This window comes from Streptomyces sp. NPDC001380 (assembly GCF_042895785.1).
Lineage (GTDB): Bacteria > Actinomycetota > Actinomycetes > Streptomycetales > Streptomycetaceae > Peterkaempfera.
Map to the genome: position 1 here is coordinate 137308 of NZ_JBIAWP010000001.1, position 19278 is coordinate 156585.

At 77.3% G+C, this 19278-nt stretch carries 15 protein-coding genes and 1 pseudogene; 10 read left to right on the plus strand and 6 right to left on the minus strand.

From position 1 onward, the window contains the following. The first annotated feature begins 121 nt into the window (after window positions 1–121). Window positions 122–775, plus strand: coding sequence for a class I SAM-dependent methyltransferase (locus ACFY07_RS00650; RefSeq protein WP_390866710.1), 654 nt, complete (start codon window positions 122–124; stop codon window positions 773–775). A 390-nt stretch (window positions 776–1165) separates the two neighbouring features. Here ACFY07_RS00650 and ACFY07_RS00655 read toward each other — a convergent pair whose 3' ends face one another. After that, entirely contained in the window at window positions 1166–1663 is a 498-nt protein-coding gene (locus ACFY07_RS00655) for a DUF1877 family protein (RefSeq protein WP_390866711.1), read from the minus strand. Between the two features lie 368 nt (window positions 1664–2031). Next, window positions 2032–2886, minus strand: coding sequence for a hypothetical protein (locus ACFY07_RS00660; RefSeq protein ID WP_390866712.1), 855 nt, complete (start codon window positions 2884–2886; stop codon window positions 2032–2034). A 206-nt stretch (window positions 2887–3092) separates the two neighbouring features. Between ACFY07_RS00660 and bioB the strand changes: the two genes are divergently transcribed. From bioB to bioD, 3 genes are all read left to right on the plus strand, one after another. Further along, entirely contained in the window at window positions 3093–4367 is a 1275-nt protein-coding gene (gene bioB / locus ACFY07_RS00665) for a biotin synthase BioB (RefSeq protein WP_390866713.1), read from the plus strand. Beyond that, complete coding sequence (locus tag ACFY07_RS00670) at window positions 4367–5668, plus strand: adenosylmethionine--8-amino-7-oxononanoate transaminase (RefSeq protein WP_390866714.1); 1302 nt, start codon at window positions 4367–4369, stop codon at window positions 5666–5668. Before bioB ends, ACFY07_RS00670 begins: the two co-directional genes overlap by 1 nt. 65 nt (window positions 5669–5733) lie before the next feature. Then, window positions 5734–6486, plus strand: a complete 753-nt coding sequence (gene bioD, locus ACFY07_RS00675) for a dethiobiotin synthase (RefSeq protein WP_390866715.1) — start codon at window positions 5734–5736, stop codon at window positions 6484–6486. 49 nt (window positions 6487–6535) lie between these two features. On the opposite strand, the gene ACFY07_RS00680 is transcribed toward bioD, so the two are convergent. After that, window positions 6536–7042: a GNAT family N-acetyltransferase gene (locus tag ACFY07_RS00680; RefSeq protein ID WP_390866716.1), complete on the minus strand. Its 507-nt coding sequence runs from the start codon at window positions 7040–7042 to the stop codon at window positions 6536–6538. 144 nt (window positions 7043–7186) lie between these two features. Continuing rightward, entirely contained in the window at window positions 7187–9544 is a 2358-nt protein-coding gene (locus tag ACFY07_RS00685; RefSeq protein ID WP_390866717.1) for a M4 family metallopeptidase, read from the minus strand. 517 nt (window positions 9545–10061) lie between these two features. Between ACFY07_RS00685 and ACFY07_RS00690 the strand changes: the two genes are divergently transcribed. After that, window positions 10062–10580: a DUF2087 domain-containing protein gene (locus ACFY07_RS00690; protein ID WP_390866718.1), complete on the plus strand. Its 519-nt coding sequence runs from the start codon at window positions 10062–10064 to the stop codon at window positions 10578–10580. A gap of 283 nt (window positions 10581–10863) precedes the next feature. Next, a complete protein-coding gene (locus ACFY07_RS00695; protein ID WP_390867043.1) occupies window positions 10864–12099 on the plus strand; it encodes a type ISP restriction/modification enzyme in 1236 nt (411 codons plus the stop codon). Between the two features lie 281 nt (window positions 12100–12380). On the opposite strand, the gene ACFY07_RS00700 is transcribed toward ACFY07_RS00695, so the two are convergent. Then, complete coding sequence (locus tag ACFY07_RS00700; RefSeq protein WP_390866719.1) at window positions 12381–13268, minus strand: LysR family transcriptional regulator; 888 nt, start codon at window positions 13266–13268, stop codon at window positions 12381–12383. A gap of 106 nt (window positions 13269–13374) precedes the next feature. Here ACFY07_RS00700 and ACFY07_RS00705 point away from each other — a divergent pair, with 106 nt between their 5' ends. Continuing rightward, complete coding sequence (locus ACFY07_RS00705) at window positions 13375–14373, plus strand: aldo/keto reductase (RefSeq protein ID WP_390866720.1); 999 nt, start codon at window positions 13375–13377, stop codon at window positions 14371–14373. 322 nt (window positions 14374–14695) lie between these two features. Beyond that, window positions 14696–15361 carry a class I SAM-dependent methyltransferase gene (locus ACFY07_RS00710; RefSeq protein WP_390866721.1) on the plus strand — a complete coding sequence of 222 codons (666 nt, stop codon included), beginning with the start codon at window positions 14696–14698 and terminating at the stop codon, window positions 15359–15361. Window positions 15362–15868: 507 nt separating this feature from the next. Here ACFY07_RS00710 and ACFY07_RS00715 read toward each other — a convergent pair. Next, window positions 15869–16243, minus strand: a pseudogene (locus ACFY07_RS00715) (EamA family transporter); the annotation flags it as partial. 144 nt (window positions 16244–16387) lie between these two features. On the opposite strand from ACFY07_RS00715, the gene ACFY07_RS00720 reads away from it, so the two are divergent. Together ACFY07_RS00720 and ACFY07_RS00725 are read left to right on the plus strand one after the other, a co-directional pair. Beyond that, the gene (locus ACFY07_RS00720; RefSeq protein WP_390866722.1) at window positions 16388–17860 is read left to right on the plus strand and encodes a PLP-dependent aminotransferase family protein; all 1473 of its coding nucleotides are present in this window, start codon (window positions 16388–16390) and stop codon (window positions 17858–17860) included. A gap of 190 nt (window positions 17861–18050) precedes the next feature. Continuing rightward, window positions 18051–19214, plus strand: coding sequence for an ROK family protein (locus ACFY07_RS00725; RefSeq protein ID WP_390866723.1), 1164 nt, complete (start codon window positions 18051–18053; stop codon window positions 19212–19214). The last annotated feature ends 64 nt before the right edge of the window (window positions 19215–19278 follow it).

Consider the following 19278-nt stretch of genomic DNA (forward strand, 5'->3'; position numbering starts at 1 on the left):
CCGTGACCGCGGACGACCACCGGCGTGACGGGACGGCCGGGTGCCGGCAGCGGCGGATGTCCCGCAGGCCGGCCGAGGGTCGTGCCACGGCCTGTCCGTCGCCTGCTCTAGGGTCGCCCGCATGGCCGAGCCCTCCTTTCTGACCGCCGTCCGCGCGTCGTACGACACGGTCGCCGCCGACTACGTCGAACGCGTCCCGCCTCCGGCCGAGATGGACCCGCTGTCACGCGGGATGCTGGCGGCGTTCGCCGAACTGGTGCGGACGGCCGGTCCGCGGCCGGTCGCGGACCTGGGGTGCGGCCCCGGACGCGTGACGGCGCACCTGGCCGGGCTGGGGGTGTCCGCCTTCGGCGTCGACCTGTCGCCGAGGATGGTCGCGCTGGCCCGGCACGCCCATCCGGACCTGCGGTTCACCGAGGGCTCGATGACCGCGCTGGAGACGGGGGACGACGAGCTCGGCGGCATCCTGGCCTGGTACTCCACCCATCACACGCCCCCGCAGTGGCTGCCGGACGTGTTCGCCGAGTTCCACCGCACGCTCGCGCCCGGCGGCCACCTGCTCTGGGGGGACTACGTCGGTGACGAGCGGCTGCAGCCGACCCACGGCTACGGCCGCCCGGTGTCCTACGAGTCGTACCTCCTGCCCCTGGACCGCATCGCCGACCTGCTGGAGCAGGCCGGACTCGTCGTCACCGCGAGACTGGAACAGGAGCCCGGCGGACGCGTGAAGAGGCCGCACGCCTGCCTCCTGGCCTGCAAGCCCGAAACGCCCTGACGGGCCCGTTCCCGGGGTGAGGCCGCTGGGCCGGACCGCCGGCGGTCACGGTCCGGACAGGCCGGCCCGATCTCCTGGAAGCGGTGGACCACGTCGTGGACCGCGTCCTCGTCCGCCCGCACGGACCGCGCGACCAGGAGAGTCCGCTGCACCGTCCCCGACGAGGTCGACCAGGCCCGCAACCGCAAGAAGCGCGGCTCCCGCGGCGACCGTCCACCGAAGGTCGACCCGGAGGACTGCAAGGCCCGGCACGCCGTCGGATGCGGCATCGACCGGCTGCAGCGGCACCGGGCCGTCGCCACGCGATACGACGGACGTGCTGTCCGCCACGAAGCGGCATTGCCGGCTGCCGCCGTCAACGAATGGCTGTGGCCGGCACGCGGCCACGTCTCAAGCCCACACCGCCCTGACCACGGCGTGGCCTGCTGCGGCCGCCCGCCCGTAGAACCCTTGAAGGCCCCGGTGATGGCCGAGGAACTCCTGCCTGACCTCTTCCTCGTCCCAGCCGGCCCAGACGAGCTTGGCACCGGCGACGTCCCACAGTTCGTCGAACGGGACACGTGCGAGGAAGCCTGCGGCCTGTGACACTCCAGGCGGCTCCAGAATCCCCAGGGGAGGGTTGGAGGGGTCGGCATCGGCGCTGCACGCCACTGACCGCCCGCCGTAAACCGGCAGCGCCCAGGAGTCGTCGGCATCCGCGTCGAGGACATCGGCAGCGGCGCAGAGGTCATGGACGGAGCCCCAGACCTTGTCGATCGACTGGGCGATGCCCGCTGCGTACTCGTCGGGGTGGTTCTCCCAAGCCTTCCACATGAACGCTGCAAGCCAGGTGTGGTCGTCCCGGATCTCGGATTCCGCGACGGCGCGCAGGTGCATGTGGATGCTCACGGCGATGAGTCCTCCCGGTCCGGCGGCCCGCCTGTCGGGCCGAACGGAGAGAACCTACTCGTCGGCACTGACGGCGCGATGCCCGTCTCCTCACGCCGGGGTGCCCGGCTCTGCCAGGACGCCCTCCGACACCCGAGCGCCGCGTGTCGCCGAGATCGACCGCTGCGGACCGGCGCACATCCGTACGGACGTTCGCAACAGGCCCCAGGCCGTGTCCGGCCATGCGCGCCGGTCAGGCGCGCGGCGGCCGGTGCGGTGCATCGCACGGCGGAGGATCGGCCTCGTACCGGACGTACCCGGTCGACTCCGACAACGCGGCGAGGTGCCCCGCCGGCCGTCGCGCGCCAGGCGGGAATGGTCAGGGACGGCTAGAGCCACATGAGCTGCGCGCCCGCCGTGTGGGCGACGGCCCGGGTGGCGTCCTCGAGCTGCTGGCGGTCGGCGCCGGTCGGGCGGTGCCCGTCGCGGAAGGCCGAGCTGGTGACGGTCACGTACCCCCGGACCGCCGCGACCCGGGTGAAGAGCGCCGCCGGGTCGGTCACGGCCGGGGTCGCGGCGGGGGCCGTGGACGGGGACACGGCGGCGGGCGACGGGCCGCCGGCGGGGCCGGGGGCGGGCTCGAAGGCGAGGTCGGCCGGGTGGGCGCCGAGCGTCAGGGCGGCCTTGCGGGCCCCCTGGTCGTCCTTGAAGCGCAGCACCGTGACGGTGGTGAGGACCGCGCCGTCCAGCCGGGTGTAGGTGGCGCCGACGTAGCCGGTGCAGCCGATCCGGGCGATCCGGCCCGCGGTGCCGCCGCGGACGGTGTCCGCGCAGTCCGCCCCCTGCCGGGCGGCGGTGCGGGACGCCTGGTCGGAGCCCTCGTCGACGCCGCGCGACGCGGGGAAGTAGCGGTCGGCGGTGAAGGCGTCCGGGTCGGCCGAGGCGGAGGCGGCAGGGCCCGGCCCGGACGGGGAGCCGGGGGCGGCGTCCTGCGAGCCGCCGAGGAGGCTGCTGCCGTCGGAGCGGTCCACCCAGAGGGCCGCGGCGAGGCCTGCCACCAGGAGGACCGACAGGACGGCCCACAGGCGGGGCGAGGGCCGGCGGCGCAGGCGGGCCGGCTCCTGTGCCTCCTGCGGCGCGGCCGGGCCGTCGGTGGCGTCGGTGCCGTCGGTGCCGTCCGGGACGCGCGCGGTATCGTCTGCCGGGACGCGCTGCGGGGCGGCGCCCCCCTCCTGCTCTGTCATGGCACCGGAGTCTATGCGGGAGGATCATGGGCGGCCAGGAGGGGGCGGGCCCTCGGCGCGGGGGCCCGGGACGGTCCGGTCCACCGCCGTGACCTGCGTCACTACGGTACGCGCCGGTCCTGTGACAACCGGTCAAACCCGGGCGCGGATCTTCTGGCGGGTTCCGCTCTGGCGCGGCCGCCGCCTACGGCGGCAGGATCTGGCCCATGGATCTCCTGGACACGCTGGTCGCGAAGGGCCTCAGCCGCGAGCTCCCCACCCGGGAGGAGGCGCTCGCCGTCCTGGCCACCCCGGACGACGACCTGCTCGACGTGGTGGCCGCGGCGGGGCGGGTGCGGCGGCACTGGTTCGGCCGCCGGGTGAAGCTCAACTACCTGGTCAACCTGAAGAGCGGCCTCTGTCCCGAGGACTGCTCGTACTGCTCGCAGCGGCTCGGCTCCGAGGCCGGGATCCTCAAGTACACGTGGCTGAAGCCCGACCAGGCCGCGCAGGCCGCCGCCGCGGGCGTGGCGGGTGGCGCCAAGCGGGTCTGCCTGGTGGCCAGCGGCCGCGGCCCGACCGACCGGGACGTGGAGCGGGTGGCCGACACCATCGCGGCGGTCAAGGGCGCCAACGAGGGCGTGGAGGTGTGCGCCTGTCTGGGCCTGCTCTCCGACGACCAGGCGGAGCGGCTGCGGGCGGCCGGCGCCGACGCGTACAACCACAACCTCAACACGGCCGGCGACAAGTACGCCGAGATCTGCACCACGCACGACTACCAGGACCGGGTGGACACCGTGCGGCAGGCCCAGGCCGCCGGGCTGTCGGCCTGCTCCGGCCTGATCGCCGGCATGGGCGAGAGCGACGCCGACCTGGTGGACGTGGTCTTCTCGCTGCGGGAGCTGGACCCGGACTCGGTGCCGGTCAACTTCCTGATCCCCTTCGAGGGCACCCCGCTGGCGAAGGAGTGGAACCTGACCCCGCAGCGCTGCCTGCGCATCCTCGCCATGGTCCGGTTCGTCTGCCCCGACGTGGAGGTGCGGCTGGCCGGCGGCCGCGAGGTGCACCTGCGCAGCCTGCAGCCGCTGGCGCTGCACCTGGCGAACTCGATCTTCCTGGGCGACTACCTCACCAGTGAGGGGCAGGCCGGGCAGGCCGACCTCGACATGATCGCCGACGCCGGCTTCGAGGTGGAGGGCGCCGACCGGACCACCCTGCCGCAGCACCGGGCCGACGCCCGGGCCGCCGCCGGGGGCGGCTGCGGGCCGTGCGGCGGCGGGGAGCAGGCCGGGACCGGCTGCGGCGGCGCGGAGGCCGCCGGCTGCGGCGACGCCTGCGGCCACGCGCACGCCCCCGCAGCCACGGCTGCCACTGCCTCCGCGACCGCGACCGGCCCGGACGCCGACCGCGAGGCGGAGCCCGCCGCCGCCGGGGCGGCCCGCACCGACCTGGTCCAGGTGCGGCGGCGCGGCGCCGGCACCGACCTGCCGCCGAACGCCTGATGGGGCGTCCGACCCCGCAGGAGCTGCTCGACCTGGACCGCGCGCACGTCTGGCACCCCTACGGCGCGATGCCGGCCGCCGTGCCCCCGTACGTGGTGGAGTCCGCGTCGGGGGTGCGGCTGCGGATGGCCGAGCCCGTCGAGGGCCGGCGCGAGCTGGTCGACGGCATGTCGTCGTGGTGGGCGGCGGTCCACGGGTACGGGCACCCGGTGCTGGACGCGGCGGTCCGCGACCAGCTGGGGCGGATGAGCCACGTCATGTTCGGCGGGCTCACCCACGAGCCGGCCGTGCGGCTGGCCGCCCTCCTGGCGGAGATCACCCCGGAGCCGCTGCGGCACGTCTTCCTCGCCGACTCCGGCTCGGTGGCCGTCGAGGTCGCCGTGAAGATGTGCCTGCAGTACTGGCGCTCGCTCGGCCGCCCGGAGAAGCGGCGGCTGCTGACCTGGCGCGGCGGCTACCACGGCGACACCTTCCACCCCATGTCGGTCTGCGACCCCGACGGCGGCATGCACCGGCTGTGGCAGGGCGTGCTGCCCGAGCAGGTCTTCGCGCCGGAGCCCCCGGCGGGCTTCGACGCGCCCGTCGACCCCGCGTACGCGGCGGAGCTGGCCGGGCTGGTGGAGCGCCACGCGCACGAGCTGGCCGCCGTGGTGGTCGAGCCGGTCGTGCAGGGCGCGGGCGGGATGCGGTTCCACTCCCCCGGCTACCTGCGGGTGCTGCGGGAGGCGTGCGACGCCCACGGCGTGCTGCTGGTCCTCGACGAGGTCGCGACCGGCTTCGGGCGCACCGGCGCGCTCTTCGCCGCGGAGCACGCCGGGATCGCGCCCGACGTGATGTGCGTGGGCAAGGCGCTGACCGGCGGCTACCTCACCATGGCCGCGGCGCTGTGCACGCCCCGGGTGGCGGAGGGGATCAGCGGCGGCGAGGTGCCGGTCCTCGCCCACGGGCCGACCTTCATGGGCAACCCGCTGGCCGCCGCCGTGGCCCTCGCCTCCACCGGCCTGCTGCTGGAGCAGGACTGGCGCGGCGGGGTGAAGCGGATCGAGGCCGGGCTGCGGGCGGGGCTCGCCCCGGCGGCGGACGTCCCCGGCGTGGCCGACGTGCGGGTGCTGGGCGCGATCGGCGTGGTGCAGCTGGACCACCCCGTCGACGTGGCGGCGGCGACCCGGGCCGCGGCCCGCGAGGGCGTGTGGCTGCGGCCGTTCCGCGACCTGGTCTACACGATGCCGCCGTACGTGACCGGCGACGACGACCTGGCCCGCATCGGGGCCGCGGTCACGGCGGCCGCTGCCGCGGGATAGCACGGATCCCCGCCCGGGGGACGGGATCCCGCCGGCGGAACGGAACGAGGAACGGAGCAGGGCACATGGCCGTACTGGTCGTCACCGGGACGGGCACCGAGATCGGCAAGACCGTCACCACCGCGGCCGTCGCCGCACTGGCCCTCGACGCCGGACGGCGGGTCGCGGTGCTCAAGCCCGCCCAGACGGGCGTGGCGCCGGGCGACCCCGGCGACGTGGACGAGGTGGCGCGGCTCGCCGGTCCGGTGACCCGCAGCGAACTCGCCCGCTACCCCGAGCCGCTCGCCCCGGACACCGCCGCCCGCCGCTGCGGCCTGCCGCCGGTCGGCCCCCGCGAGGTCGCCGAGGAGGCGGCCCGGCTGGCCGCCGGCCACGACCTGGTGCTGGTCGAGGGCGCGGGCGGGCTGCTCGTCCGCCTCGACGCGGCCGGGCACACCCTGGCCGACGCGGCGCTGGCGATGCGCGCCGCGGGCCTCCCCGCCGAGGTGCTGGCCGTCGCCCCGGCCGGACTGGGCACCCTCAACGGCGCCGCCCTCACCGCCGAGGCGCTGCGCGCCCGCGGCCTGCCGCTGCTGGGCCTGGTGGTGGGCTCCTGGCCCGCCGACCCCGACCTGGCGGCCCGCTGCAACCTCGCCGACCTCCCGGCGGTGACCGGCGCGCCCCTGCTCGGCGCCCTCCCGGCGGGCTGCGCGGCCTCCGGCGGCCCGGGCTTCCTGTCCGCCGCCCGGGCCGGCCTCTCCCCCCGCCTCGGCGGCACCTGGGACGCGTCGGCCTTCACCGCCGCCCACGCCGCCCCGCTCCCGGCGCCGGCGGGCTGAGCGGGCTCCCGCCGGGCCGGGTCGGCGGGGCGCCGCTCGGCGGGGCCGGTCATCCCTCCGGGGAGTCGGGCAGGGGCCTCGTCCAGCGGGTCCAGCCCGCGTCGGGGGCGTACCCGGCGGCCTGCCAGGCGGCGCGGCCGACGGCGTTGCGGTCGAGGACCATGGCGTCGGCGCGGCGGCCGCCGAGGGCGCGGAAGCGCTCCGCCGCGGCGGCGAGCAGGGCGGTGGCGACGCAGCGGCGGCGGTGGGCGGGGTGGACGGCGAGGCGGTAGAGGTGGCAGCGCCAGCCGTCCCAGCCGGCGATGACGGTGCCCGCGAGCACGCCGTCGACGCGGGCGGTGAGGAGGGCTCCCGGGTCGCGTTCCAGCAGCCGGGCGACGCCGTCCTCGTCGTCGGTGATGCTCCGCCCCTCGGCGGCCTGCGCCCAGAAGGCGAGCAGGTCGGGGATGTCCGCGGGTACGGCCGGGCCGACGGCGGGCGCGGCGGCGGGGTCCGGGGCGGGAGCGGGGACGGCAGGGGCGGGTACGGCGGCCGCGGTGGCGTTCGGGGTGTCCATGGGGAGGGTGTAGTACGGCGGCCGGGCGGCCCGCCGGGGTTTCCGGCATGCGGACGGGCCCGGCAGCGGTGCTGCCGGGCCCGTCGTGCCGGGCGGTGGCGCCCGGGTGCTCAGGTGCTCAGGTGCGCTGCCCGGGAGCCGGGGTCAGCCGGTGGTCAGGGCGGTGTCGTCGACCACGAAGCTGGTCTGCAGCGAGGAGTCCTCGGTGCCGGTGAACTTCAGGGTCACCGACTGCCCCGCGAAGGAGGACAGGTCGTAGGACTTCTGCACGTAGCCGGTGTTCTTGTTGAGGTTGGAGAAGCTGGCCAGCGTGGTGGAGTTCGCCTGGACGGAGAGCTTGTCGTAGGCGCTGGTGGTGGTGGTCTCCGCGGTGTCGATGTGGAGCCAGAAGGTCAGCGTGGCCTTGCAGCCGGCCGGCACGGACACCGTCTGGGAGAGGGTGTCGGTGTGGGTGCTGCCGTAGCCGTTCATCCAGGCCTTCCAGGAGCCCGAGTGCGCGGCCTCGCCGGTGCTGTTGTCGACCACGCCGGAGCTGGCCGTCCAGGGGGCGGCGCTGCCGGTCTCGAAGCCCGCGTTGCCGAGGAGCTGCTGCGCGGTGCAGCCGCCGCCACCGCCGGTGCTGACGGTCCAGGTGAAGGAGGTGGAGCCGGAGGCGTTGGCGCTGTCCTTGGCGGTGACCGTGACGTTGGAGGTGCCCGCCGTGGTCGGGGTGCCGCTGATCACGCCGGTGGAGGAGTTGATGGACAGGCCCGCGGGCAGGCCGGTCGCGCTCCAGGTGTAGCTGCCGGTGCCGCCGGTGGCCCGGACGGTCAGGCTGACCGGGGTGCCGGTGGCGGTGGACTGGTTGCCCGGGTTGGTGACGGTGACGCCGCCGCTCGGCACGGAGCCGACGCCGACGGCGGCCCAGGCGGTGGCGACCGCGTTGTACTCGGCGCTGCCGGAGCCGTAGAGGTCGGCGGCGGCGCTGAGGGTGCCGGTGCGGGCGCCCGCGTAGTTGGTGCTGGAGGTGAAGTACGTGGTCAGCGCCCGGTACCAGACCGCGAGGGCCTTGGCGCGGGTGATGCCGGTGACGGTGATGCCGTTGACCGTGGGGCTGTTGTAGCTGACGCCGTTGATCACCTTGGCGCCGCTGCCCTCGGAGAGCAGGTAGAAGAAGTGGTTGGCCGGGCCCGACGAGTAGTGCACGTCGATGCTGCCGATGCCGGAGTAGTAGCTGTCCTTGGACGAGCCGTCCTTGGAGGGCTTGTCCATGTAGCGCAGCGGCGTGCCGTTGCCGTTGATGTCGATCTCTTCGCCGATGAGGTAGTCCGGCGGGTCGGCGGGCAGGTTGGCGTACCACTCGACGCCGGTGCCGAAGATGTCGGAGGTGGCCTCGTTGAGGCCGCCGGACTCCCCGGAGTAGGTGAGGTTGGCCGTGGCGGAGGTGACGCCGTGGCTCATCTCGTGGCCGGCCACGTCGAGGGCGGTCAGCGGGTGGGTGTTCCCGGAGCCGTCGCCGTAGGTCATGCAGAAGCAGGTGTCGTCCCAGAAGGCGTTGACGTAGCTGCTGCCGTAGTGGACCCGGTTGTAGGCGCCCACGCCGTTGTTCTTGATGCCGGTGCGGCCGAAGGTGTTCTTGTAGAAGTCCCAGGTGGCGGCGGTGCCGTACTGGGCGTCGACGGCGGCGGACTGCCGGTTGGAGGCGCTGCCGTTGCCCCAGACGTCGTCGGCGTCGGTGAAGAGGGTGCCGCTGCCCGAGGTGCCGCCGTTGAGGTCGGTGGTGTACTGGCCGCCGCGGGAGCCGTCCTTGAGCTGGTACGTCGACCCGGACAGGGTGGTGGTCAGGTTGACCTGGCCCACGTACACGCCGGTGCCGGTGCCGGTCTTGATGTCCTCGAACTTCCCGAGCACCGTGCCGGACTTCGCGTCGGTGACGACGTGCAGGCGGCTGGGCGTGCCGTCCTTCTCCACGCTCTCGACCACGGTGTCCCAGGCGAGCTTCGGCGTGCCCTTGGCGGCCCAGACGACCAGGCGGGGGGCGACGCCGGAGGCCTTGGCGCCGCGGGCGGCGGCGAGGGACGCCTTGCCGGCCTGCGCCCTGGCGATGCCGGGCGTGGTGCTCCTGACGGCCAGCGCGGCGGTGCTGGCGCGGTCCACGGCCTTCGGGGTGCCGTCCGCGCGCTCGTGGACGACGAGGTCGCCGCCGAGCACGGGCAGCCCGGCGAAGGTCCGGTCGTAGCGCACGTGGCGGGTGCCGTCGCTGTCGACCATGACGTCCTTGGCGACCAGCTTCTCCCGGGCGCCGAGGCCGAGGGCGGCGGCGACGCGGCCGCTGTCCTGGCCGGCCTCGGTGAGGAGTTCGGCGCGCTGGGCCTTGCCCAGCGGGAGGGCGCGGGTCTTCGCGGCGCCGCCGGCGGCGGAGGCCGTCGCCGCGTGGGCGGTCAGCGGCACGCCGGCGGCGAGCAGCGCGGTCGCCGCGGCCAGTGCGGCCGTGGCGACGCGTGCGGGGACGGGGCGGGACATACGGACTCCTTCCGGTCGGCCGCTGGGTGACGGCCGATCAGGAACCTGGCCGCTGGGTGACGGCCGTGAGGGGCCCGGTACGCCGATGGGCGGACCGGGGCGGTGCGGCGGAACGCGGAGCCTGGTGGGTCGGCGCGCGTGGGACGGCGCGCCGGGCCGGCCGGTCCGGGGGGCGTGCACGGGCCCTCGGGGCGGCCGACCGACCGTACGGACGGGTACTCCTACGGCCGGAGGCGATCGTGGCAGGAAACCGGATGTGAATGACAGGTACAGAACAGAGTTTGTCCGGGAATCGACACACCCTCTTGCCGCGGCGGTCACCGGTGGGCGAGGATCACATGCGCCGTTGGCCTGCGCGGCCGCGGCGGGGACTCGGCCGAGGCCGCAAAAACGTTTGCGTACGCAGCGGGCGCCCGCCACCGTGGGTGCGGACCCCGGGCGGCCGACGCCGCCGGAGCGGGGCCCCGGCCGCCGGCGCCCCCGGCGCCGGGAACACGACACGAAGGCGGATCCCCCCATGACGCAATCCGGCCACTCCGCACGCCTGGTCTCGGCCCTGGCCGATCCCGGACGGCTGCGGGTCCTCTCCCGGATCGTGCTCGCCGGCGACGCCGGGACGACCCTGGACGAGCTCTCCGCGGCCGAGCCCCGGGCGTCGCACGCGGTGGACCGGCTGGCCGCCGCAGGGCTGGTCGGACGCTCCCCCCAAGGCTTCCTGACGGCCCGTCCGGACGCCTTCGCCGAGGCGCTGCGACGACGCGAGGAGCCCTCGGACGACCGCGGTCCCGCCCTGCGCGCCCTCTTCGCCCCCGACGGGCGGCTCGCCTCCGTGCCGGTCCGCCGCGAGCTGCGGCGGGCCCTGCTGGAGCACCTGGTGGACCGGATGTTCGACACCGGCGCCGTCTACTCCGAGGGCGAGGTCAACATCGCCATCCGCCAGTACTGGGACGACTGCGCCGCCCTGCGCCGCTACCTGGTGGAGGGCGGCCTGCTGGTCCGCTCCGCCGACGGGCGGGAGTACCGGGTCGCCGCCTGACCCCGTGACGGCCGGGCGGCATGACGCCCTGTCGACCTGTCGCCCTGTCGATCTGCGGATGTACGGACGTGCGGACGTACGGGCCTGCCGGCAGGGCGCCTCTCCCGGGTCCGCCTCTCCCGGCCGTGCCCCGCCCCTCGGTACCATGCCGGGGACGGGAGAGGCGGAGCGCGGCCGGGCGGAGGAGGGCGCACGCGTGGCGGACAGGGCCCGGCCGGCGGAGCGCGGCCGCAGCGGCGGCGCGCCCGGCCCCTGGGACGGCGACCCCCTGCTGTCCGACCTGATGCCCTGGTCCGTGCCCGCCCTGCGCACCGGCCGCGACTGGGTGCGCTCCCCCGACCCGGAGACCCTGCGGGCCCGCTGGCGCCGCCTGGTCGGCGCCGCCGGGGAGGAGCGGGCCGCCCTGTTCCGGCCCAGCCGCTCCCGCACGCTGCGCAGCGCCGTCGCCCAGCTGCCCGGCCGTGCCGCCTCCACCGTGCGGCTGGCCCGCGAGGCCGGGCCCTGCCCGGAGCCGGAGCCGGTCCGGCACGGCGCCTTCGACCGGCAGTGGCTGCTGCCGGACCACCGGCTGCTCGACGCCGCCCGGCCCGAGCTGTGGCGGGTCGCCGACGGCGGACAGCTCTTCGCCGTGGTGCAGGAGCGGCCGGGACCGGCCCTGGTGTTCGGCGCCGAGCTGCCCGACGGGCACCGCTCCCCCGGCCGCGGGCCGGTGCGCCCCCTGTACCGCAGGCCGGGCGCCGCCGAACCCAACCTCGCCCCCGGCCTCACCGACCTGCTCGCGGCGCGGTTCGGCTGCGCGGTGGCCGCCGGGGACGTGGCTGCCTGGACGGCGGCCGTCGCCTGCCACCCCGACGCGCCGGAGGCCCCGGGGCGGGCGGGCGCGGGGGCCGTGGTCGTCCCGCTGCCCGACGACCCCGGGCTGTGGCGCCGGGGGACAGCCCTGGGGCGGGAGGTGGTGTGGCTGAGCACGTTCGGGGAGCGGTGCACCGACCCGGCCGGCGGGCGGCCCGCCGGGCGGCCGCGCATGCCGGGCGGGCGGCGGCCGTTCGTCCGCAGGCCGGTCCCGGACACCCCGGCCGGCTTCCCGGGGGCACTCGCGTACGACGCCGAGGAGGAGGCGCTGCTGCTCGGCGACGGCCGGATCGCGCCGGTGCCCGCCGCGGCGTGGGAGTACCGCGTCGGCGGGGAGCGGGTGCTGGAGACCTGGTTCGCCGGGCGGGCGGCCCCCCGGCCCGGTGCGGACGCGCCCGCGCCCGGCTCCCTGGAGGCCGTCCGCCCGGCGTCCTGGCCAAGGGCGTGGACCACCGAGCTGACCGACCTGGCGACCGTGCTGGCCCTGCTCGCCGGCCTGCACGGCGCCCAGGCCGAGCTGGTCCGCGACCTGGCCTCCGCGCCCCGGCTCGGCGCCGCCGCCCTGCGCGCCGCCGGGGTGCTGCCCGCCCCGGACTGGGCCGCGCGGCCCGCCTCGGTGCTGGCGCACCTGGAGGAGGGCCCGGAGGGGCAGTTCGCCCTGCTCTGACGGCGTGTCGCGGCCGGGCCCGGGCGGGCCGGGCCGGGCCGGACAGGCGATCAGGCCGGACGGGACGGGTCGGGCCCGACGGGCCGGACGTCGAGAGCGTCGCCGCCGGCCGGGCCCGGCGTCCGGCGGCTGCCGCAACCGCGGAGCGCCCGCCGCCGCGTGCCGGGCCGTCCGCCCGGAGCCGCAGGGGTCCTCGCGGCCGCTCCCGGCCCCGGCCCACGGCCCACGGCCCACGGCCGAGGGCCGAGGGCCGACGGTCGACGGTCGACGGCGGGAGCGGCTCAGCCGCCCGGCTGCGGGTGGCCGCCACGGGTGAGGGCGGCCACCAGTTCGGCCACCTCCGGCCGGTGGTCGTCGGCGCGCCAGGCGATGGCCAGGTCGGCCGCAGGCAGCCCACGGACCGGCCGGTGGACGAGGTCGGAGCGCCGGTACAGGCCGACGTTGCCCTCCGCGATCAGCACCACGCCCTGACCGGAGACCACCGCCTCGAAGACCTCGTCGGGCGAGGCGGCCTCGGCGCCGACCCGCGGTTCCCGGCCGCCGCGGGCCTCCGTCGCCAGCCAGAAGTCCCGCAGCGGGCCCGCGCTGCGCGGCAGGGCGACGAACGGCTCGTCGCCGAGCTCGGCGAAGTCGACCTCGGACCGGTCCGCCAGACGGTGCCCCGCGGGAAGCGCGACCCACCGCCGCTCCCGCGCCAGGGTGCGGGTCGCGAGGCCCGCACCGGGCAGCGGCAGCCAGACGAAGGCCAGGTCGGAGGTGCCGTCGGCCAGCCCCGCGCTGGGGTCCTCCCAGGGCACCAGCCGCAGGGTGATCCGCCAGCCGCGGTCGCGGAAGCCGCTGAGCACGTCGCGCTGCACGTCCCGGCCCACCGCGGTCTGCATGCCCACGGTGAGCGCGACGGCGGGCCCGGCCGCCCGTGCCGCCCCGAGCGCGTCCTGCCAGGCCGCCAGCAGCTGCCGGGCACGGGGCAGCAGCGCCTCCCCCTGGGCGGTGAGCACCGGCCCGCCCGGGCGCCGGTCGAACAGCGGGAAGCCCAGCTGCCGCTCCAGCACCCGGATCTGCTTCGACAGCGCGGGCTGGGAGACGTAGAGCCGCTCCGCCGCCCGGGTGAAGTGCAGCTCCTCGGCCACCGCCACGAAGTACCTGAGGTCACGGAGATGGACGTCCATATCCGACGGTTATAGCAAGAGGTCTTGGACGCCGCGGCCGACGGGGGCGGAGGGTGGAGGCACGGCCGGGACCCCGGCCCGCACCCCTGACCCACGGGAGAGCACCATGGCCACGCTGCCCGTCCGCCGCCTGGCGGACCTCGGGACCTCCGCGATCGGATTCGGCGCGATGGTCCTGTCGCCCGGCATGTACGGGGAGGTCGACGACCGGCGCGCGGTCGCCGCCCTGCACGCCGCACTCGACGAGGGCGTCACCCTGGTCGACACCGCCGACGGCTACGGCGCCGACGGCCACAACGAGCGGATCGTCGGCCGGGCGCTGCGCGGCCGGCGCGAGGAGGCGGTGGTCGCCACCAAGTTCGGCTTCCGCATCCCCGAGGGCGCGCAGGCGCACCGGTTCCCGGTCTCCTACGCCTTCGGCGAGCTGGCCGTCAACGCCGAGCCGAGGTACGTGCGCGGCTACGCCGAGCAGTCGCTGCGCAACCTGGAGACGGACGTCATCGACCTGTACTACCCGCACTTCCCCGACCCGCAGGTCCCGATCGAGGACACCGTCGGCGCCGTCGCCGACCTGGTCTCCGACGGGCTGGTGCGGCACCTCGGCCTGTCCAACGTCACCGCCGACCAGCTGCGCAGGGCGCACGCCGTCCACCCGGTCGCGGCCGTCCAGGTGCAGTGGTCGATGTGGCAGCCGGTCGACCCCGGGCTGCACGCGGCCGCCCGCGAGCTCGGCGTCGGCCTGGTCGCCTGGGGCCCGCTCGGCGGAGGCTTCCTCACCGGCACCGTGCAGGAGGTCGCCGAGGACGACTTCCGCCGCAACCTCCCCCGCTTCGACCCGGCCAACCTCCGGACGAACCACGACCGCCACGCCCCGCTGCGCGGCATCGCCGCCGACCTCGGGCTCACCCCGGCCCAACTGGCCCTGGCCTGGCTGCTCCACCAGGACGAGCACGTCGTCCCCATCCCGGGCAGCCGCACCCCCGGCCACATCGCCGAGAACCTCGCCGCCGCGCGGGTGGAGCTGCACCCCGACACCCTGGCCCGGATCGACGGGGCGCTGGGCCGGTTCGCCCCCGAGGGCGCCGGCGCGGTGCTCGGCGGCTGAGCGGACCGCGCACCGCCGGCCGCGGCCGGACGGGCACCATGGCCGCCGGGGCGCCTGGCCCGTCGGCCCCGCCCGGAACCCGTCCGGGCTGGGCGCCCCGGCGGGCCGGTACGGCATCCGGCAGCAGGACCGAGCAAGCGGTGCCGGGCCCCGCGGCGGGAAGCGGGGCGGGAAGCGGGGCGCGGGGGCGCGGCGGGACGGCTGTAGGGTCGGCCGCAGGCAGACCTGCGGTGCTGGAGGGCGCGTGGCGGAGACGGTCGGGACCGCAGCGGACATACGGGCGGACATACGGGCGGGCGGGGAGGCCCGGACGGACGGCCCCGTGCGGCCGGAGGAGTTCGTGCGGGCGGAGGAGTTCGTGCGGGCGCACACCCGGGTCACCGCCGTCCGGTACGTGCCGGAGGTGCGGCTGCACCAGGCGGCCGAGGCGATCGGGCTGTGGGAGCTGACGGAGTCGGCGCAGGCCGGGGTGCGGATGCCGCCGCCGTTCTGGGCGTTCGCCTGGGCGGGCGGGCAGGCGCTGGCCCGGCACCTCCTGGACCGGCCGGAGGCCGTCGCCGGACGGGCCGTGCTGGACCTGGCGTCCGGTTCGGGCCTGGTCGCGGTGGCGGCGGCGCTGGCGGGGGCGGGCCCGGTGGCCGCGAGCGACGTGGACCGGTTCGCGGCGGCCGCCGTCGGGCTCAACGCCGCGCTGAACGGGGTCCGGGTGGAGGCCCAGCTCGGCGACCTGCTGGACGGCGACGGGGAGGGCGCCGAGGTGGTGCTCGCCGGGGACGTCTTCTACGAGCGGCCGATGGCGGAGCGGGTGCTGCCGTTCCTGGAGCGGGCGCACCGGCGGGGCGCCCTGGTCCTGGTGGGCGATCCGGGACGGGCCTACCTGCCCCGGGAGCGGTTCGAGGCGGTCTCGGTGCACGAGGTGCCGGTGGAGGCCGACCTGGAGGACCGTGAGGTCAAGACGACCACCGTCTGGCGCCTGACCGGCAGCTGACGCTCCGTCACCGAGCCGAGCAGCACCCCGGCCGACACCAGGCCGGTGCCCGCGAGCTGCGCGGGCCCGAGGACGCCGGCGCCGGCGAGGGGGGGCGGACAGGGCCGCGGCGACCGGGACGAGTCCGGAGAACAGGCCCGCCCGCTCCGCCCCGAGCCGCTGCACGGCGGTGTACCAGCAGCAGAAGGCCAGGACGGTCACCGGCAGCGTGTACCAGGCGAGGGCGGCCGCCTCCGCCGCCGTGGGCACCCTCAGCGCCGCCCCTCCGTCGAGGACCGCCGCCGACAGCCCCGCCTCCCCGGCAGCCGCGGCGCACGCCGCGGCGGACGTCAGGACCGGGCCGAGCACGCCCAGCAGCGGGACCGCCAGCAGGGCGAACGCCACCTCCCCGGCGAGGGCGAGGAGCGAGAGCAGCAGGCCCGCCGTGTCGGTGCGGCCGAGCCCCTGGACCACCGCCGCTCCCCCGGCGACCAGCGCCCCGGCCGCGGCGAGCCGGGCGGAGGGGCGGCGTCCGGCGAGCAGCGGGCCGAGCACCGCGAGGACGAGCGGCGCGCAGCCCACCACCATCCCGGGGACGGCGGGTTCGGCGTGGCGCTCGGCGGCGAGGACGGCGGCGTTGAAGCCGACCATGCCGGTGGCGGCGAGCACGGCGAGCCGGGACCACTCGCGGGCGGTGAGTCCGCGCAGGGTCCGCAGGGGGCGGCCGCCCCGGCGGGCGGCGAGGGCGCCGAGCAGCAGGGCCGCCGCGCCGTAGCGCAGGGCCTGGCCGCCGAGGACGGGGTAGCGGGAGAGCACGCTGCCGGCGGTGAAGGAGCTGCCGACGGCGAGGGTGGCGACGGCGGCGGGCAGGGCGCCGTTGCGGGCGGCGTTCGGGGAGGCCATGATCCGATGCTGGCGGGGCGGGCGGTCCGCGACGAGGTCCGGTCCGGGCTCCGTTTCGTGGACCGGTTCCCGTCGGCCGGTTCCCGCGGACCGGTTCCCGCGGACGGGTGGGGCCGGTGGGTGCCGGCGGGCGGTGGAGGGGCGATGGGGGACGCGGGTACGGGTCCGGGCACGGGTGCGGGCGGGTGGCCGGGCGCGGCGTGGGAGCTGCTGCTGCCCGCGGCGGGTGCGCCCGTCCGGGGGCGCGGCCAGGTGCTGCAGGCCGCCTTCCGGGAGGCGGTCCGGTCGGGGCGGCTGGCGGCGGGCACGCTCCTGCCGTCCAGCCGGGAGCTGGCCCGGGACCTGGGCGTGTCGCGCGGACTGGTCACGGAGGCGTACGGGCAGCTGCTCGCAGAGGGGTACCTGACGAGCCGTCCGGGGGCGGGTACCTGGGTGGCGGAGCTGCCCGCACGGCGGGAGCGGACCGCCGCCCCGGGCCGGGAGGCCGCGCCGCGGGCGGCCGCGGTGGACTTCCGGCCCGGCCTGGCGGACCTGTCGGCGTTCCCGCGCGCGGCCTGGAAGGGGGCGGTGCGCGACGCGCTGGACCGGCTGCCGCACACGGCGCTGGACTACCCCGACCCCCAGGGGCTGCCGGAGCTGCGGGAGGCGCTGGCCGAGCTGCTGGCCCGGCGCCGCGGCGTCGCGGTCGCGCCGGAGGGCCTGGTGGTCTGCTCCGGCGTGGCGCAGGCGCTCACGCTGCTGGGCCGCGTGCTGCACGCGCGGGGGCACCGGAGTGTGGCGCTGGAGGACCCCGGCAGTCCCGGCGAGGTCTCCCTGTTCGGGGCGGCCGGGCTGCGGTGCGTGCCGCTGCCGGTCGGGGACGGCGGCCCGGACCTGGAGGCACTGGCGCGGTCCGGGGCGAGGGTCGCCGTGGTGACGCCCGCCCACCAGTTCCCGCTGGGCGCGGCGCTGGGGCCGGCGCAGCGGGCGGCGCTGCTGGGGTGGGCCCGGGGGTGCGGCGGGCTGGTGGTGGAGGACGACTACGACGGCGACTTCCGGTACGACCGGGCCCCGGTGGGGGTGCTGCAGGGCCTCGACCCCGGACTGGTGGCGTACACCGGCTCGGTGAGCAAGTCGCTGGCGCCGGGCCTGCGGCTGGGGTGGCTGATGCCGCCGCCGGGGCTGCTCGCGGAGGTGGTGGAGACGAAGCGGGTGGCCGACCTGGGCAACGGGGTGCCGGAGCAGGCGGCGTTCGCCGGGTTCGTGCGCTCGGGGCGGTACGACCGGCAGCTGCGGCTGTGCCAGCGGCGCTACCGGCAGCGGCGGGACGCCCTGACCGGTGCGCTGGGACGCCACCTGCCGGACGTGCGGGTCTCGGGGGTGGCGGCGGGGCTGCACCTGGTCGCCGCCTTCCCGGAGCGGTACGGCACGCAGCGGGAGGTCACCGGCGCGGCCGCCCGGGCGGGCGTGCGGCTGCGGCCGCTGGACGACTGGCGGCTGCCGGGGCCGCAGCCCTCCCCCGGCGGCGACGCCGGACCGGCCCGGTTCGTCCTGGGGTACCCGCACCTGGCGCCCGCGGAGATCGAAGGGGCGGTGGCGGCGGTGGCGGAGGCCCTGCGGGGACGGTCCGGGAGATGACGGCGGATGCGGGGCCGGCCGGGACGGCCCGGGTGCCGGGGAGGTCCCGGTCCGCTCACCTTTCGGTACCGAAGCGGCGGTGAGCTGCGGCGACGGTCGCCAGGCCGCGGGGGCGCCGGTACGATCCGCTCACGCCGCCGGTACCGGGACGCCGGGGCGGTGCTGTCGGGCTCGGCGGAAGGGCGGTGCGGTGGATCGGCTCACGGGAGGGGACTCCTCGCTGCTGCGCCGGATCAACTCCGCGGTGACGCTGCGCGCGCTGCGCGACGGCCAGGCCCTCACCCTCACCCGTCTGGCGGGTGACACGGGGCTGTCCCGGCCGACGATCGAGGGGGTCATCGAGGACCTGTCCGGGGCCGGGCTGGTCGCCGAGGTCGGGCAGGCGCCGGACGGCGCGCGGCAGCGGGGGCGGCCGGCGCGCCGGTTCCGGTTCCGGGCCGAGGCGGGCCGCGTGCTGGGCGCGGAGATCGGCGCCCACACGGTGCGGGCCGTCCTCGCGGACCTCACCGGCCGCATCACGGGCGGCTGCGCGCGTCCGGTGGACGAGGCGCTGGGGGCCGACGCGCGGCTGTCCGCCCTCCGGGAGGTCGTGGACGAGCTGCTGCGCCGGGCCGGGGTGACCCGGGAGGCGCTGTGGGCGGTCGGCGTCGGCACGCCGGGCATCCTCGACACGGAGGGGACGGTGCGGCTGGGCACGGCGATGCCGGGCTGGACCGGGCTGGAGCTGGGCGCCCGGCTGCGGGGCTGGTTCCGCTGCCCGGTCCTGGTGGAGAACGACGCGAACCTCGGGGCGATCGCCGAGCACTGGCGGGGCTCGGCGGCGGGCATGGACGACGTGGTCTTCGTCCTGGCGGGGCTCAGCCCCGGCGCCGGGTCGCTGATCGGCGGACGGCTGCACCGCGGCTTCGGCGGGGCGGCGGGCGAGATCGGCGCCCTGCACCTGCTGGGCCGGGAGGCGTCGCCGGAACGGCTGCTGTCCCTCACGGACACACCCCTGGACCCGCTGGACGAGGCCGCGGTCGCCCGGGTGCTCCGGCTGGCCCGGGAGGGCGACGCGGTGGCGCGGGGGGCCCGGGACCGCTTCCTGCGGCGGCTGGTCCACGACGTGGCGGCGCTGGTGCTGGCGATCGACCCGCAGGTCGTCGTGGTGGGCGGCTGGGCGGCGGGCCTGGACGGGGTGCTGGAGCCGCTGCGGGAGCAGCTGGGCCGGTTCTGCCTCAGGCCGCCGGAGGTCGCCCTGTCGGCGCTCGGCGAGGAGGTCGTCGCCACGGGCGCGCTGCGGGTGGCCCTGGACCGGGTGGAGGCCCAGCTCTTCGCGCTGGAGCCCGCCGCCGCGGGGGGAGACCGGAGCTGAGCGGGGCACGGGCGGGCGCCCTGCCCCCCGTCCGCCACGGGGACGGCGGGTCCGCCGTCCCCCG

What these genes read in the sequence shown, in the direction of transcription:
- ACFY07_RS00650 (WP_390866710.1), top strand. Translation starts at nt 122, where the DNA reads ATGGCCGAGCCCTCCTTTCTGACCGCCGTCCGCGCGTCGTACGACACG.
- ACFY07_RS00660 (WP_390866712.1), bottom strand. Translation starts at nt 2,886, where the DNA reads ATGACAGAGCAGGAGGGGGGCGCCGCCCCGCAGCGCGTCCCGGCAGAC.
- bioB (WP_390866713.1), top strand. Translation starts at nt 3,093, where the DNA reads ATGGATCTCCTGGACACGCTGGTCGCGAAGGGCCTCAGCCGCGAGCTC.
- ACFY07_RS00670 (WP_390866714.1), top strand. Translation starts at nt 4,367, where the DNA reads ATGGGGCGTCCGACCCCGCAGGAGCTGCTCGACCTGGACCGCGCGCAC.
- bioD (WP_390866715.1), top strand. Translation starts at nt 5,734, where the DNA reads ATGGCCGTACTGGTCGTCACCGGGACGGGCACCGAGATCGGCAAGACC.
- ACFY07_RS00680 (WP_390866716.1), bottom strand. Translation starts at nt 7,042, where the DNA reads ATGGACACCCCGAACGCCACCGCGGCCGCCGTACCCGCCCCTGCCGTC.
- ACFY07_RS00685 (WP_390866717.1), bottom strand. Translation starts at nt 9,544, where the DNA reads ATGTCCCGCCCCGTCCCCGCACGCGTCGCCACGGCCGCACTGGCCGCG.
- ACFY07_RS00690 (WP_390866718.1), top strand. Translation starts at nt 10,062, where the DNA reads ATGACGCAATCCGGCCACTCCGCACGCCTGGTCTCGGCCCTGGCCGAT.
- ACFY07_RS00695 (WP_390867043.1), top strand. Translation starts at nt 10,864, where the DNA reads ATGCCCTGGTCCGTGCCCGCCCTGCGCACCGGCCGCGACTGGGTGCGC.
- ACFY07_RS00700 (WP_390866719.1), bottom strand. Translation starts at nt 13,268, where the DNA reads ATGGACGTCCATCTCCGTGACCTCAGGTACTTCGTGGCGGTGGCCGAG.
- ACFY07_RS00705 (WP_390866720.1), top strand. Translation starts at nt 13,375, where the DNA reads ATGGCCACGCTGCCCGTCCGCCGCCTGGCGGACCTCGGGACCTCCGCG.
- ACFY07_RS00720 (WP_390866722.1), top strand. Translation starts at nt 16,388, where the DNA reads ATGGGGGACGCGGGTACGGGTCCGGGCACGGGTGCGGGCGGGTGGCCG.